Origin of the sequence: Nesterenkonia haasae, from assembly GCF_010119385.1 — a bacterium.
Lineage (GTDB): Bacteria > Actinomycetota > Actinomycetes > Actinomycetales > Micrococcaceae > Nesterenkonia > Nesterenkonia haasae.
In genome coordinates this window covers 483,594-497,833 of sequence record NZ_VFIE01000018.1, presented here as the reverse complement: position 1 = coordinate 497,833, position 14,240 = coordinate 483,594, and the positions used below count along the sequence as shown (strand labels likewise).

15 protein-coding genes are annotated in these 14,240 nt (G+C 58.7%); 7 read left to right on the top strand and 8 right to left on the bottom strand.

What is annotated here, in order from left to right:
• Nucleotides 1-135: 135 nt before the first annotated feature.
• From FH975_RS05750 to FH975_RS05720, 7 genes are all read right to left on the bottom strand, one after another.
• The gene (locus tag FH975_RS05750) at nt 136-1,083 is read right to left on the bottom strand and encodes a PDR/VanB family oxidoreductase (RefSeq protein ID WP_162320468.1); all 948 of its coding nucleotides are present in this window, start codon (nt 1,081-1,083) and stop codon (nt 136-138) included.
• Between the two features lies 1 nt (nt 1,084).
• Nucleotides 1,085-1,945 carry an ABC transporter ATP-binding protein gene (locus FH975_RS05745; RefSeq protein WP_162320467.1) on the bottom strand — a complete coding sequence of 287 codons (861 nt, stop codon included), beginning with the start codon at nt 1,943-1,945 and terminating at the stop codon, nt 1,085-1,087.
• 10 nt (nt 1,946-1,955) lie between these two features.
• Nucleotides 1,956-2,726, bottom strand: a complete 771-nt coding sequence (locus tag FH975_RS05740) for an ABC transporter permease (RefSeq protein WP_162320466.1) — start codon at nt 2,724-2,726, stop codon at nt 1,956-1,958.
• Nucleotides 2,723-3,385: an ABC transporter permease gene (locus tag FH975_RS05735; protein WP_235928468.1), complete on the bottom strand. Its 663-nt coding sequence runs from the start codon at nt 3,383-3,385 to the stop codon at nt 2,723-2,725. Before FH975_RS05735 ends, FH975_RS05740 begins: the two co-directional genes overlap by 4 nt.
• Before the next feature lie 136 nt (nt 3,386-3,521).
• A complete protein-coding gene (locus FH975_RS05730) occupies nt 3,522-5,231 on the bottom strand; it encodes a dihydroxyacetone kinase family protein (protein WP_162320464.1) in 1,710 nt (569 codons plus the stop codon).
• 12 nt (nt 5,232-5,243) lie between these two features.
• Nucleotides 5,244-6,239, bottom strand: coding sequence for an ABC transporter substrate-binding protein (locus FH975_RS05725; RefSeq protein WP_162320463.1), 996 nt, complete (start codon nt 6,237-6,239; stop codon nt 5,244-5,246).
• A 21-nt stretch (nt 6,240-6,260) separates the two neighbouring features.
• Complete coding sequence (locus tag FH975_RS05720; RefSeq protein ID WP_162320462.1) at nt 6,261-7,463, bottom strand: cytochrome P450; 1,203 nt, start codon at nt 7,461-7,463, stop codon at nt 6,261-6,263.
• Between the two features lie 265 nt (nt 7,464-7,728).
• Here FH975_RS05720 and FH975_RS05715 point away from each other — a divergent pair, with 265 nt between their 5' ends.
• Nucleotides 7,729-8,229: a MarR family winged helix-turn-helix transcriptional regulator gene (locus tag FH975_RS05715; RefSeq protein WP_162320461.1), complete on the top strand. Its 501-nt coding sequence runs from the start codon at nt 7,729-7,731 to the stop codon at nt 8,227-8,229.
• Between the two features lie 248 nt (nt 8,230-8,477).
• On the opposite strand, the gene FH975_RS05710 is transcribed toward FH975_RS05715, so the two are convergent.
• Nucleotides 8,478-9,041: a M23 family metallopeptidase gene (locus FH975_RS05710; protein ID WP_162320460.1), complete on the bottom strand. Its 564-nt coding sequence runs from the start codon at nt 9,039-9,041 to the stop codon at nt 8,478-8,480.
• A gap of 395 nt (nt 9,042-9,436) precedes the next feature.
• Here FH975_RS05710 and rpsB point away from each other — a divergent pair, with 395 nt between their 5' ends.
• The 6 genes from rpsB (at nt 9,437) to FH975_RS05680 (ending at nt 14,193) form a co-directional block, all read left to right on the top strand.
• Nucleotides 9,437-10,378, top strand: coding sequence for a 30S ribosomal protein S2 (gene rpsB / locus FH975_RS05705; RefSeq protein ID WP_162320459.1), 942 nt, complete (start codon nt 9,437-9,439; stop codon nt 10,376-10,378).
• Between the two features lie 35 nt (nt 10,379-10,413).
• Complete coding sequence (gene tsf, locus FH975_RS05700; protein WP_153078226.1) at nt 10,414-11,259, top strand: translation elongation factor Ts; 846 nt, start codon at nt 10,414-10,416, stop codon at nt 11,257-11,259.
• A gap of 121 nt (nt 11,260-11,380) precedes the next feature.
• Nucleotides 11,381-12,100 (top strand): UMP kinase, encoded by a 720-nt coding sequence (gene pyrH, locus FH975_RS05695; RefSeq protein ID WP_153078227.1) that lies wholly within the window; start codon nt 11,381-11,383, stop codon nt 12,098-12,100.
• Nucleotides 12,101-12,159: 59 nt separating this feature from the next.
• Nucleotides 12,160-12,717 carry a ribosome recycling factor gene (gene frr, locus FH975_RS05690; RefSeq protein ID WP_153078228.1) on the top strand — a complete coding sequence of 186 codons (558 nt, stop codon included), beginning with the start codon at nt 12,160-12,162 and terminating at the stop codon, nt 12,715-12,717.
• A gap of 7 nt (nt 12,718-12,724) precedes the next feature.
• The gene (locus tag FH975_RS05685; RefSeq protein ID WP_153078229.1) at nt 12,725-13,630 is read left to right on the top strand and encodes a phosphatidate cytidylyltransferase; all 906 of its coding nucleotides are present in this window, start codon (nt 12,725-12,727) and stop codon (nt 13,628-13,630) included.
• A 2-nt stretch (nt 13,631-13,632) separates the two neighbouring features.
• Entirely contained in the window at nt 13,633-14,193 is a 561-nt protein-coding gene (locus FH975_RS05680) for a DivIVA domain-containing protein (protein WP_153078230.1), read from the top strand.
• Nucleotides 14,194-14,240 lie beyond the last annotated feature (47 nt).

The following is a 14,240-nucleotide window of genomic DNA, read 5'->3' as shown; positions in this document are numbered from 1 at the left end:
GGGTGCCCCGTGGCCCACGTGAGCAGGCGTCGAACACCTCGTCGAACCATCAGGCGCACGTTCGGCGCCGTTCAATCAAACTACGATTGCGAACGGCTTCAGCCCCTAGGTGCGTGAGCGGATTCGGCGGACGGTTCAGAGTTCCAGCTTCAATCGGGTGCCTTTGCATCGAGAAACACACACCATCATCACTTCACTCTCTTCGCGCTCTTGTGCGTTCAATATGGCATCCCGGTGGTCTGGCTCTCCCTCCACCACAAACGTTTCGCATGTGCCGCAGGTGCCACCCTGGCAAGAAGAGGGCACAGCAATCCCGTTCTCCTCTGCAACTTTCAGGATGGACCTGCCTGGGGGTACTTCAAGAGTCTTGCCGGAGAGTTCACATTCAACGACGAAGGTATGGTCGCCTACGTTGTCGACGGTGTTCTCGTTGACGAAACGTTCCACACGGAGGCTGACGCCATCTGCTTTTTGAGTAACATCTTCGAGTTCATCCAAAAGGCGGGCGGGCCCGCACGCATAAATCACCTCAGACAAGGTGCCGTTTACTACGTTATGCACATCCATTCGGCTGCCCTCGGCGCTGATATGTACTTGGACCCGATCGCCGTACTCGGCGAGCTCCTGCAGAAAAGGCATGCTGTCGCGGGAACGGCCCGCGTAATGCAGTCTCCAGTCAACGCCAGCAGCCGCAGCCGCGTGCACCATGGGCAGTATGGGGGTGATTCCGATACCTCCCGCAATCAGCGTCACACGCTCATGATGTCGAAAGGAAAACTGATCTCTAGGTTCTGACACTTGAATGAGCTGGCCAGTGCGGACAGTCTCGTAGACATACCTGCTGCCCGCTCCATCCGCTTCCGCTAGGACTGCAATTCGGTAAATTGCAGAATCCGAAGGGTCTCCGCAAAGAGAGTACTGGCGCACTAGTCCTGGGTTTTCCGGGGGGTCAAGGTGCAGGTCGATGTGCGCGCCCGCCGTCCACTCGGGAAGCGGCGCGCCTTGTGGGCTGGCTAGGCGTAGGCTTACTACTCCGGGCACAAGCTCTTCACGGGAAACAACCTGAAGAGTCTGAGTTTGCATTTTAGGTAGCCACCTTGTCTCTGCCCTCATCGCGATTCTCATTCTCCGGCTGCGGTTGGGCGGTGTAGTAGTTGACGCCCTTCGCGTACTGGATGGTCTCGTAGACCTCAGTGCGCAGCGAAGCGAATTCGGGCAACGCTCGTGTGATGAGTTGGCTTCGTTCTGCCGGTAGGTTTGTTTTGACTTCTTTCAACACACATGTCGGCGCGCTGGATAGGATCAGGACTCGCTCACCGAGGTAGACAGATTCGTCAATGTCGTGAGTGACAAAAAGGACTGTGATACCCAATTCGGAGCGTAGGTTGCGTATAAGGTCTTCCAGATCGGCGCGAGTCTGAGCGTCCACTGCCGCGAAAGGTTCGTCCATGACCAAGACCCGCGGTCGGTATGCTATGGCGCGAGCAATAGCTACTCGCTGCTGCATTCCTCCTGATAGCTGCCAAGGGTAGGATTTTCCAGAATCAGAAAGACCGACTGAATGGAGTGCTTCAGTAACTCGTTTTTTACGCTTAGTTTTGGTGAGGCCTACCGCTTTTAAGGGAAGTTCTATATTTGCTGCAACGGTCATCCAAGGGTAAAGGCTACGACTGTACTCTTGCAACACCACGGCCATGTCAGCTGGAGGTTCTGTGACTTCACGTCCCTCCAAGATGACCGTGCCTTCAGTAGGTTTCAGTAGGCCCGAAAGGCAACGAAGAAAGGTCGTTTTGCCTGCACCAGACGGTCCTACGATGCAGACAAACTCTCCAGCTCTGATCGTGAATTCAAGATGACCGATGGCTTCTACTGCCTTAGAGCCCTCACCGTAAACTTTTCTCAGGCCACGAACCTTCAGAATGCCATCGTCGTGTGTTTGATTCATTTTAAGTTCCTCATTTCTCTGCCGCGTGTAGTCCAACGTGCCAAGTCAATAGACGGTTCTCAATAATTTTGAAGACCGCATTTAGACCGACTCCAAGAAGCCCCAGCAGAATGATTCCACTCCACATTTCAGGTATGAGGAAGAGCCGCTGGAACTGGATAATGTTGAAGCCTAGGCCGTTGGTGGCGGCGAACATCTCGGATATGACCATCATGATGATGCCTATAGCGAGGGATTGTCGCGCGCCGGCGACAATCTGCGGGGTGGCAGCTGGCAAGATCACACTGACGAAGCGCAACCTTCCAGAAAAACGGTAGCTTGCGGCGGTGTCGAGTTGTACCTCGTCAATGCCTCTTACTCCTGCGACGGTGTTTATAAGAATTGGCCAAACGCAGCCGAATGCGATCACGGCGATCTTCATCCCGTCTCCAATGCCAGCCACCAGCATGATGATGGGGACCAGTACAGGTGGAGGGACAGCTCTGAACAACTCGAAAATTGGTTCGAGCAGCAGCCGTAATGGTTTGAGCATCCCGACGAGCGTGCCTACTCCAACTCCAGCAATCAGGGCTAGTCCGAAGCCTGCCGCCAAACGGGACAGGCTAGGGAAAATGTCACCGCTGATCGCTCCGGAGAACCATGTGTCTGGAAAGACCGCCAAAATGGCAATAGGTGAAGGGAAGTAGATGGTGTCGGAGGTTTCCGAGGCTATGGTCCACGCAATGATGAGCACCACCGGAACAGCGAACGTGAAGAAGGCCCAGGCCCCTAATCGCTTCACTTCTGATCACCCCGAATCGACGCGTGCCAGAACAACACTTTTCCTTCCGCCATGCGCATTCCGCTGTTGATTAGTACGCCAAGGAAGGCGCTGACTAGAACTAGGGCGTACATGGTGGGAACCGCCGCGGAGGACTGAGCAACACTGATCAATCGGCCCAGTCCAGGGGTACCGATAATCAGTTCTCCCGTGATTTGCAGGATGAGCGCGACAGCTGCTGCCAAACGGACACCGATGATTAGGTAAGGCATAAGGCTAGGCAGCATGACTGAGCGAATTGTCCGGACCGTGCCGAGCCGATAGGTCCGAGCCGTTTCCAACGCAACCTTGTCAACGTCCCGAACTCCATAAATCACTTGCACGAGCACCTGCCAAGTGCTAGCGAAAACAACCAGAAGTAGTGTGGCTTCCATAGACGTCCCGAACAGCAAAGCTGCCACCGGTACCAGGGCGACGGAAGGAATCGGGCGGAGGAATTCGACGGTCGAGGAAAGCAGCCGGTCTAAGATCCTGAAACTCGCGATTAGGATCCCGCCAACGCCCCCAATAATGACGGCGATAGTGAGTCCGAGGAGCCAGCCCGAGACAGTGGAACCCAATGCGGACCAGAAATCCGCAGACGACAGCTGGCTGGAAAGTGAGGTTAGGATTTCGGTCAACGGTGGAAAATACCTCGAGTCCAGGACCCCAACGGTTGGGAGGACCTGCAATACGGTGGCTAGTAACAGCAACCCGGTCACGCCGTAGATAAGTGGTGCTGCTCTATGGTCCGCGCTAAGGCCCAAGGTAAAGGGTCTACTCACGGGATAGCCCGCCATTCACCGTCTCGGCCAGTGCTGCGAAAATGACAGCAACAGCCTCTGCCCCCGGATCGCGATGTCCGGTGGAACGCGCACCGAGATAACTTCCCCGACCCAGGGCAGCCTGAAGTTCAGCAGTATCATCAACACCCTTCCGTGCGGCATGGGCGGCCGTAGAAAGCTGGGTGCCGATCGGCGTGTCCGACCGGTTGTTATAGAGTGCCTCAACCGCTGGTTGGAGTGCGTCCACCATTGTGCAGTCCCCAACCTCAGCCCCACCGAGACGCTTGATGTTCGCCAGGCCTTCAGCAGCGGCCTGTGCCCAGCCCGTCGTGGATGCCCCGTGAGCTTCGACTGAAGCTAGCCCTAGAATTCCTAGACTGTAGAGCGGTCCCGAGGTGCCTCCCACCGACCGTCGGACCAGTAAGCTAAGGCACTTCATATAGTCCGCCGAGTTGCTTTCCCTAAGGAGCTCGTGCCCGTGCTGGAGGACGTGTTCGGCGCCTCGTCTGAGGTTGAGACCCAGGTCTCCGTCACCCACACGACGATCCATCTCGGACAGCACTGGCTCGGCATCTATAAGCGCCTCGCACACTGCGGTGACCAAGTGGTGTAGTCCGCTGAGGTCCTCGTCACCTGTCCGGTCACTACGGGCCACGCTCTCAGCGGGGGGTGCAGGCCGTGTGGGTTCCTGAACTAAGGGAAAACTATGCACAGGGAAGGCCGGGACATTTACCGGGTCTTCCAACAGAGGCCTGAAGTGCTCGGCAACTCGCGCCACGGTAACGGATGCGCCCGCCATATCTAAAGAGGTCATGAAATTGCCCGCCCAGACATAGGTGGCGCTCAGGCGGTGACGGTCGAGTTCAGTCAGCACATCATTGAGGAGAACACCGAGCTCAATCTCCGGTGTGCCACCAAGTCCGTTGACCATCACAGCGACGTGCTCGCCTGCGGAGAAACCTCGGTCCTCCACCAGCTCGGCGACAGCCTTTTCTGCGATCCGAGCGGCAGTCAGCATTGTGCCACGACTGTGGCCGGCTTCTCCGTGGATGCCGAGCCCCCACTCGAACTCCTCGGGTCCAAGTTTGAAGCCAGACTCCGTGGCACCCGGGATAGTGCAGGCCTCCAGCCCTACGCCGACCGTGGCTAATCCGGAAGTGAAATCGTCAACCAGAGAACGCAACTGGGCGGGGGTATCGCCGCGTTCAGCCGCGGCTCCTGCGATTTTGTGTACAAGCACTGTCCCAGCGATACCGCGGCGGCCAGCACGAGACCCATCGCCCAGGGCGGCGTCGTCAGCGACGATGACCATCTCCACAGTGTGTCCCTCAGTTTTTGCAAGCTCGGCTGCGAGGCCGAAGTTCAATCGATCGCCTGTGTAGTTCTTCACGATCAGCAAGGTTCCGGCTTCTGTCCCAATTGCTCGGATTGCTGTCAGTACATCGTCAACGCTAGGGGAGGTGAAGACTGGGCCTAACACGGCCGCATCTAGCATTCCGGGGCCGACGTATCCCGCGTGGGCTGGCTCGTGGCCTGACCCTCCGCCAGAGATGAGGGCGACCTTGCTCTGCGGTTTCTGATGCTCTTGTGCCCTTACCACGATCGGTTTCTCAGCTAGTCTCTGAAGTCGGTCCGAACCTTTCGTTAGACCTGAGATGTATTGGTCAACTACGTCCACGGGGGCGTTGATGATCTTCTTCATGCGATTCCTTCTCTACTGCTCACCGTGCTCGTCCAGCCAGCCTGAAATTGCCTCAGTGGAGGCATCCGGGTCGTCCAGTGAGTTTGCGTCATGGGCAAGATCGGCGATCAGCTGCAAGTCATCGCTCGTGAGGCCCCAGTCGAAACGAGTCAATACGATGGTCTCTAGAAGCTCCTCATCAATTTCGGTGAAATTGCCGAGCTCGGCGCGAACGGCGTCCGGGTTAGCCTCCGCGTATTCGAAGGAACGTTCCAAGGCACGGGTGAATGCCAATAGACTTTCAGGGTCTTCCTCGGTGCGCTGGGCGGACGTGAAGTAGATAGCAGTGACAAACTCCGGGTCGGCATCTACGTAAAGGCTGGTGATGAGCTCTGCGCCTTCACCCTGGAGGACAGTGAGAAAAGGCTCCGCAGTAGAGGCGGCGTCGATCTGTCCTCCGGTGAGGGCCGAACCCATCTCTGGCAGGGCAAGTTCAACAAAGTTCACTTCTTCTGGATCGCCGCCGTCATTACGGACGGATGCCCAGATGGCTGCTTCGTGCAGGCCGCGTAAGGCGTTGACCGCGACGGTGCGACCTTCGAGGTCGACCGGAGATTCAATGTCGCTGTCCGGCATCGCTAGAACGCCGCCGTGATCCTCTCCAGCGACCCCTGTGGTGCGGCCCCCGACGGCCAACGCCTGGAGTGGAAGGTCGCGGTCTGTGGCCTGTAGGGCGTTAATCGACCCGCCGTAGAGGATGTCGTATTCGCCATTCAAGAGAGCTGGGATCATGGCCGCTGAACCCTGGCCGAACTCGATTTCGAGTTCTAGGCCTTCATCTTCGAAGAAGCCCTGATCTTCGCCCACATAGAGAGCGGCTACGTCGACCACGGGAACGGCCCCAACGTTTAGAGTCATAGTTTCGTCTGCGGCTTCGTCGTCGCCGGGGGTGTCATTGGCGCTGGCACCGCAGGCTGTCAGGACTAGAGCAGCGGTGGTGGCGGTTGTAATAAATGGGTACTTTTTCATAAAAAGTTCCTTTCGAAGGGATTAGGCGGGTGTGGCGCGCATGGGGAGTGAGGTGAACCCTCTGAGCCAGTTTGAATAGAAGGGTTTTGCGTCACCGACCAGCTCGAGCGAGTTCGTGTGTCGCGCCAAGGCTGATAGCAGTGACGTCGCTTCCATGCGTGCCATCATTTGGCCTACGCAGCCGTGGATGCCGGTGCCGAAGGCAAGGTGGCCGGCGGTCTCACGGTGGACGTCGAAGGCTTCAGGATTCTTCCACCGACGCGGGTCGTGGTTGGCCGCAGCGAGAAGCAACATGACCTTCTGCTCTGGTTCGAACCGCACGTCGCTGATGGTGACGGCATGTCGTGTTGTCCGTCCGATGTAGGGACTAGACGGGTAACAACGTAGTGATTCTTCGAAAACCTTCTGTGCGCGGTTCGGGTCCTCTCTGAGAAAGGCCCACGCCTCCGGGGTTTCAGCCAGCGCTTTGAGAGTGAACTGGAGGGCAAAGATGGTGGTGTCCACGCCTGCAGACAGAAAGGTGCGCACCAACATGGCTGCGTCCTCTTCAGTAATCTCTCCCTCATCGGCGTAGCCGTAGATCTTTCGGCCAAGACCTCCTGGTGCCAGGGCTTCTCGCCGGACTTGCCAGGAGACATACTCTGTGGCTTCCTGCGCATGTTCTAGCGCGTCGAAGTAGAACTCGTTGCGCGGACCCATGGCTTGGAAGTTCAGATTCGAGTAAGGCAACAGGTGGTGTCGGCCTTCCGGAGCAAAGCCCACAGCGTCAGGGAGTACTTGAAGGGGGTAGGCCTCGGCGAGCTCCGTGGCTCCGTCGAACTCCTCCCGATGGATTACTTTAAGGACGAGTTCCTCTGCGACCTCCTGGAAGGATTCCTTCAGGCGACGGATCACGCGCTGACTCAGGACCGAGGTCATGATGCGGCGGTATCGAGTGTGATCTGGCGGGTCGTTTTCTAGGATGACGCTAGGTTTTCGCCAGTTTTTTTCCTTTTTGATGTTGGTCAGTCCTGTACCTGCTGAGGACTCGAAGTTCTCGTAATCCCTAAAGATTCTCTCGACAACGTCGTGACGCCCAGTAGCCCAGATCCCGTACTCCTCCAGCCATACGACCTCCCCAGCTTCACGGATCAAGCGATCCACATGCTGAGGGTTGCTGAGCGACTCGCGACTAAAGGGGTCGACGTTTACGGTGGGGACTTCAGGACTGATGGACTTGGTCATGGGCTATCTCGAAACTTCCTGTAGATGTGATCTACTTAACACCGACTGTGTGATGGAGATTACATGTAAACTTGTTGATACACAAACTTGTTGCGATGACTCGGTGTTGCCAGGAAACTGGGGTAGCTCAGGAAATTGCGGCAACCGCAGATCGAAACGAAGGAGTCTAGTTCTGTCGAACACTCACGAGTCCTCTTCGAAGCCTTCGGGGGAGCAGTCACCGCATGCCCACGGGCCCCATATTCTTCAGAATGCCGACGATCTAGTGACTGTCCCGCTTGCGGAGGTCATCGACCGTGATCGCTACACACTTGCGTTGGTCGCGTTGGTGGCCAATGACTCGGCGTGGGGCGGGTCCAGCGTTTTTCGCCACCACTTTGATTTAGGTACCAACGAGTGGCGCTTGATTAGCGCGTTGGGGAACTATCCCGGAGCCACAGCGGGGAAGCTCTGTGAGGTCCTGGGGATGAACAAATCGATCGCGTCTAAGAGTGTCAACGTCTTGCTGCGGCGAGGGTTGGTGGCACAGGTGAATGGGGCCAGAGGATCGCGTCATCTCTACCTGACAAATGAAGGCGCGCGGACCCATGACCGCATGATTCGTATTGCTCTCCGGAGACAGGAAATTCTCCATTCGGACCTCTCAGAGGAAGAGGTGAGTGAACTGCATCGGCTGCTCCTTAAACTGCTGGAGGCCGGTCCGAGGCTTCACGAATACGAACGCGCATTGTGCGATCTACCCCGAGGGCACCTGGATGAGGGGTGACCCTGAACAGCGGCGGGATTGGAAGACGCGTGGCGAGCTGAACGACGTGCGTGAGTGGATTATTTCGGCAGTTGTTGGGCAGTTGTTGCATGCCTCCCCGAGGCTTCCCTGGGGGAGCGGGCAACCTCGAAGCGGAACGGGCTGTGACCTTCCTATTGATCCGAAGCGCGCTGTCAGGAGTCGCCGTAGTGCCACTGGCTTATTCCCGGTGCCTAACGTTCCGAGGCTGGCTGTGCATCAGTGATCGTTCAGGGGAGGAGCACGGAGGGTTCGAGTTCGCCGAGCATCAGCAGTGGGTTGATGTAGTCGCCGTGGAGGCGTACTCCCCAGTGCAGGCAGGGTTGGGCAGGGCAGTGGTGGTTGCCGTCGTCGTAGGTGCCCAGTTCGGCGACGGTCTGTCCTTCGATGACGGCGTCTCCAACCTCGAGATCGGACTCGACGGGTTCGAAGGAGCTGACGTATCCGCCACCGTGGTCAATAGAGAGGACCTCGCGGTCGACGACGACGCCGGAGAAGCTGACCACACCATCAGCGGGGGAGCGGATATCCGCCCCAGCAGATGCTGCCATGTCCACCCCGCGGTGGCCGGCCGCCCAAGGAGCCGGGGGAGCGGCGAACTCTTCGACAACCTGACCCTCAACCGGAGCTCTCCAGAGGGGGTGACCGGCCTCTGCTGAGGCAGGGGGAACACCGAATACGGCTAGGGCCAGAAGCAGCAGCACTAGCAGTTGCTGCGGAGGGGGCCACCACAACACGGGACGGCCCGAATCCGGAAACGGAGCCGGAGTCGTCGTTGGCTGTTCAGTGGGCATGGCACAAGGATGAGCCGGCGGTGCCGGGAGGAGCAGCAACCTCCCCTGTCTCTGTGGACTACCCGGCGGGTTGAGAGGATGCCCTCCCAGTTGGGGAAAACTCCGGGGCCGCGCTAGACTACACACAGCAGCTTGACTGTGAGCACTTCGCGGTGCCCACACAACAGCTGACTACGCGCGTGGGAAACTCACCTGCAACTCGGGTGAGGGTGTTCCCTTCGGTCCACGTCAATTCGCTCCTCATGAGGAGTTCTTTGCGTGTCCGGGAGCATCAGGTTCACACCTTTGACCTCGCTAGGAGCTCGGGAAAACCGGGCAATATTGCAACCGATAAACAATTGAGCCGGCGCTGCACAGGCCCCCCTGTGTGAGAAGCCCGGCAGTGAAAGGACATCATGCCTGTCGTAACTATGCGTCAGCTGCTCGACTCCGGTGTGCACTTCGGCCACCAGACTCGCCGCTGGAACCCCAAGATGAAGCGCTACATCTTCACCGAGCGCAACGGTATCTACATCGTTGACCTCCAGCAGTCGCTGAGCTACATCGACCGCGCCTACGAGTTCGTCAAGCAGACGGTCGCCCATGGCGGCAGCGTTCTGTTTGTCGGCACCAAGAAGCAGGGCCAGGAAGCTATCGCTGAGCAGGCCACCCGCGTCGGCCAGCCCTATGTCAACCACCGGTGGCTCGGCGGCATGCTGACCAACTTCCAGACCGTCTCCAAGCGCGTTCAGCGCATGAAGGAACTGGAAGAGATCGACTTCGAGGACGTCGCCGGTTCCGGCCACACCAAGAAAGAGCTGCTGCTGCTCCGGCGCGAGCTGGACAAGTTGCAGGCCAACCTTGGCGGTATCCGCAACATGACAAAGACTCCCTCCGCTATGTGGATTGTTGACACCAACAAAGAGCACCTGGCAGTCGATGAGGCGCAGAAGCTGGGCATCCCAGTGATCGCCATCCTCGACACCAACTGCGATCCGGACGAAGTCGACTACCCGATCCCGGGCAACGACGACGCCATCCGCTCCGTCGACCTGCTGACCCGAGTAGTAGCCGACGCCGTGGCAGACGGCCTCATTGCCCGCGAGGAGCGCCGCGGAGGCGGCTCCGGCACAGCAGCAGAGCCAATGGCCGAATGGGAGCGCGAACTGCTGGAGAAGCACGCAGCTGAGCAGAAGAACGCAGAGCAGGCAACGGCCGATACTGTCGCCGAGCAGGAGCCCGACCAGGCCTCCCCAAGCACCGCAGAGGACGCCGCAGCTGAGTCAGAAACTGGCGAAGCCGAAGTGCCTGTCAACGCTGACGCCAGCGAAGCTGCAGAGAAGACCTCCGACAGCTGATCCACCTACTCTGATCTGAGAGGACACAGACATTCATGGCGAACTACACCGCTGCTGACATCAAGGCTCTGCGCGAGAGGACCGGCGCAGGCATGATGGACGTGAAGAAAGCTCTTGACGAAGCCGACGGCAACGTTGAGAAGGCCATCGAGGCTATCCGCATCAAGGGGCTCAAAGGCGCCGCCAAGCGCGAAGGCCGATCAGCCGCTGAAGGCTTGGTGCTGTCCAAGGTTGTCGACGGCACCACTGGCTATATGCTCGAGATCAACGCCGAGACTGACTTTGTGGCAAAGTCCGACAAGTTCATCACCTTGGCGGAGAGCGTTCTGGAAGCAGCCGTTGCACACGGCGTCGACTCAGTCGAGGCACTGCTGGAGGCAGACATCGATGGCCGCAAGGTCAGCGAATACGTGACTGAAGAAGGTGGCGCGATCCTCGGAGAGAAGATCGTGGTCCGCCGTCTGGCCAAGGTCACAGGCTCCTATGTGGATCCGTACCTGCACAAAACGTCCAAGGACCTCCCCGCCCAGGTCGGCGTGCTGGTAGCTGTGGACTCAGACACTCCGGAAGCTCGGACTGCAGCCCATGATGTGGCCGTTCACGCTGCCGCATTCTCCCCGTCATTCCTGACACGCGATGAGGTGCCAGCAGAGACCGTCGCCAACGAGCGGCGGATCGCGGAAGAGACTGCACGGGCGGAGAACAAGCCGGAGCAGGCTATGCCGAAGATCATCGAAGGTCGGACCAACGCGTACTTCAAAGAGCACGTGCTGGTAGACCAGCCCTTCGCGAAGGACCCCAAGGTCTCTGTGGCCAAGGTCCTGGAGCAGGCCGGCACAAACGCCGTCGCATTCGCCCGTTTCCGTGTAGGCAGCTCATAAGGCGAAGACAACACGCTCACCATAGCGGTTAGACTTACTTCTAACGTCTGACCGACCGAAAAGGGGGTGGCCATCTCATCCGGATGGTCGCTCCCTTTTCGTCTGCCCTGAAAGGAATCTGATGGCTGAGAACGTAACTGCGCGCCGTCGTGTGCTGCTCAAACTCTCCGGTGAAGTCTTCGGTGGAGGCGCAGTCGGCGTCGACCCGGCCACAGTACGTGGGATCGCCGAACAGATCGCCGCAGTCTACGACAAAGTAGAGGTCGCAGTCGTGGTTGGAGGAGGGAACTTCTTCCGCGGGGCAGAGCTCTCCAGGGCAGGTATGGACAGGTCCCGTGCCGACTACATCGGCATGCTGGGCACAGTGATGAACGCTCTAGCTCTGCAAGACTTCCTGGAACAGTCCGGCCAACCCACTCGAGTGCAGACAGCCATCGGTATGGCGCAGGTCGCTGAGCCCTACATCCCCCTGCGCGCCATTCGGCACATGGAAAAGAGCCGGGTCGTCATCTTCGGCGCAGGTGCCGGCATGCCCTACTTCTCAACCGACACGGTCTGCGCTCAACGGGCACTCGAAGTCGGCGCGGACATGGTACTGATGGGCAAATCTGGCGTGGACGGGGTGTACACGGCAGATCCGCAGAAGGACGCCAGCGCCCAGAAGCTCGACAAGCTCACTTACACCGAAGCGCTGCACCGCAATATCCGCGTGATGGATCAGACCGCCATGACCATGTGCAACGACAACGGCCTGGACATGCGAGTCTTCGGAATGGAGGGTGCCGGTAACGTCACGCGTGCGCTGCTCGGTGAAGAGATCGGCACTCTGGTCACTCCCTAACAGGAGCGCTGTTGACCGATAGACTGTGATCCAAGACCCTATAGCCCAAGGAGAGACCCGTGACTGAAGAGACCCTGCTCGAAGCTGATGAGCTGATGCAGCGGGCTGTTGATGCATCCTCGGAAGACTTTGCGACCGTGCGCACAGGCCGCGCCAACCCTGCTCTGTACTCCAAGGTGTTGGTGGACTACTACGGTGCTCCTACGCCTCTGCAGCAGCTGGCGTCGTTCACCATCCCGGATGCACGCACCATCCTCATCACCCCTTATGACGTTTCAGCGATGCGCGAGATTGAGAAGGCCCTCTCCGACTCCGAGATAGGGGCAAATCCGTCCAATGACGGCAAGCAGATTCGCATCACCATGCCGGACCTCACCGAGGAACGCCGCCGGGAGTACGTCAAGCTTGTGAAGTCCAAGGGTGAGGACCACAAGGTTTCAGTGCGCAACGCTCGCCGGAAGGCAAAAGAGACCATCGACAAGGCCGTTAAAGATGGCGAGATCGGTGAGGACGACGGTGACCGTGGTCTCAAAGAGCTCGACAGCATGACCAAGCAGTACACCGAGCGCATTGACGAGATGATCAAACGCAAAGAGGCGGAGCTGCTCGAAGTCTGAGCACGTGATGACGACGCCGCCACAAGACTTTCAGCCCACAGCGGCTCCGGAATCAACGCGGCGGAACAAGGCCGGTCGCAACCTCCCGGCCGCCATCGCCACCGGAGCGGCGCTGCTCGTTCCTGCAGTATTCGGGATTTTCTGGTTCCAACCGCTGCTGATCGCTGTGTGGGTGGTGGTGCTCTGCCTGGGCGTATGGGAAGTCGCCCGCGCCCTCGAAGCCTATGAGCTGGAGGATGCTCCCCGGCTTCGAATCCCGAAGGCGCCGCTCTACTTGGGTGCAGCTGCCATGCCAGTAGCCGCGTATTGGGGTGGGGTTGAGGCCTTGACCCTGGGCCTGATGATCACCGGGGTGGCCGTGATGGTTGGTGCCGTTCTGTGGCGTGTACCCGACCCGGGACGGAGCATCGTTGCCTCGTTATTTGTGGCTTGCTGGGTACCATTCCTGATTTCCTTCGCTCTGCTTGTGCTCCAAGTAGAACAGGGCGAATGGAGACTCGTCGTCGTCGTCCTCCTGGTGGTCTCCAACGACACTTTTGGTTTTATCGCGGGAGTGATGTTCGGCAAACACCCCATGGCTCCGAAGATATCTCCCAAGAAGTCCTGGGAAGGGTTCGCCGGGTCCATGACAGGCGCCGTGGTGGTCGGTGTGCTGGCGTCCTGGCTCATCTTTGATGAGGCGATCTATGTGGGCGCACTGCTCGCCGCAGCAGTCGTCGTGGCGTCCACCGCGGGGGACTTTAGCGAGTCCATGGTCAAACGCGAACTGGACGTCAAAGACATGTCCCATGTGCTTCCCGGTCACGGTGGCGTCATGGACAGACTGGACTCACTGGTCTTTGCCATGCCTACTGCGTATTTTGTGATCGTGGCGTTGACCGGAGACTCAGCGGGTCTGCCGTTAGGCTTATAGCTATGTCTACCACTTCCGCACCACTGTTCACCCTGTTGGATGACAATGATCAGGGGTACGACCGCGCCGAAGTCGACCAGTTCATGGCCCGCGCCCGTGAAGCCTACGACTCCGGACGAGGCATGCCTTTGTCAGAGATTCGCCAGGCGAGTTTCTCCATGGGCCCTGGGGGTTACAACCCGGCTGAAGTCGATTCTGCCCTGGACCGCCTCGAGGACGCATTCGCCGGTGCGGAGCGCGATCGCTACATTGAACAGTTCGGTGAGGACGCCTGGTACGAACAGCTCCACTATCGTTCACAGCCGCTGCGCGGCCGGATGGAACGCCCCGATGTTCAGCGTTTCCGCGAACCCGTCGGCGAAAGCAACGTTGGGTACCGCAAGAGCGAGGTAGACCAGCTGTGCCGCCAGCTCGAAAAGTACCTTGATGGGGAGAACCCCATGAGCGTCGATGAGATCCGCACCATCACATTCTCCACGGCAACTGCCGCTGAGGCCTACGACGAGGCCCAGGTGGACGCCTTCCTCGATCGCATGACCGAAATAATGGCCTCCGTAGGCTAACCTCACCGCACCCACAAAGATATATGCGCGGGAACCACACTGTGCCA

What these genes read in the sequence shown, in the direction of transcription:
- FH975_RS05750 (WP_162320468.1), bottom strand. Translation starts at nt 1,083, where the DNA reads ATGCAAACTCAGACTCTTCAGGTTGTTTCCCGTGAAGAGCTTGTGCCC.
- FH975_RS05745 (WP_162320467.1), bottom strand. Translation starts at nt 1,945, where the DNA reads ATGAATCAAACACACGACGATGGCATTCTGAAGGTTCGTGGCCTGAGA.
- FH975_RS05730 (WP_162320464.1), bottom strand. Translation starts at nt 5,231, where the DNA reads ATGAAGAAGATCATCAACGCCCCCGTGGACGTAGTTGACCAATACATC.
- FH975_RS05725 (WP_162320463.1), bottom strand. Translation starts at nt 6,239, where the DNA reads ATGAAAAAGTACCCATTTATTACAACCGCCACCACCGCTGCTCTAGTC.
- FH975_RS05720 (WP_162320462.1), bottom strand. Translation starts at nt 7,463, where the DNA reads ATGACCAAGTCCATCAGTCCTGAAGTCCCCACCGTAAACGTCGACCCC.
- FH975_RS05710 (WP_162320460.1), bottom strand. Translation starts at nt 9,041, where the DNA reads ATGCCCACTGAACAGCCAACGACGACTCCGGCTCCGTTTCCGGATTCG.
- rpsB (WP_162320459.1), top strand. Translation starts at nt 9,437, where the DNA reads ATGCCTGTCGTAACTATGCGTCAGCTGCTCGACTCCGGTGTGCACTTC.
- tsf (WP_153078226.1), top strand. Translation starts at nt 10,414, where the DNA reads ATGGCGAACTACACCGCTGCTGACATCAAGGCTCTGCGCGAGAGGACC.
- pyrH (WP_153078227.1), top strand. Translation starts at nt 11,381, where the DNA reads ATGGCTGAGAACGTAACTGCGCGCCGTCGTGTGCTGCTCAAACTCTCC.
- FH975_RS05685 (WP_153078229.1), top strand. Translation starts at nt 12,725, where the DNA reads ATGACGACGCCGCCACAAGACTTTCAGCCCACAGCGGCTCCGGAATCA.
- FH975_RS05680 (WP_153078230.1), top strand. Translation starts at nt 13,633, where the DNA reads ATGTCTACCACTTCCGCACCACTGTTCACCCTGTTGGATGACAATGAT.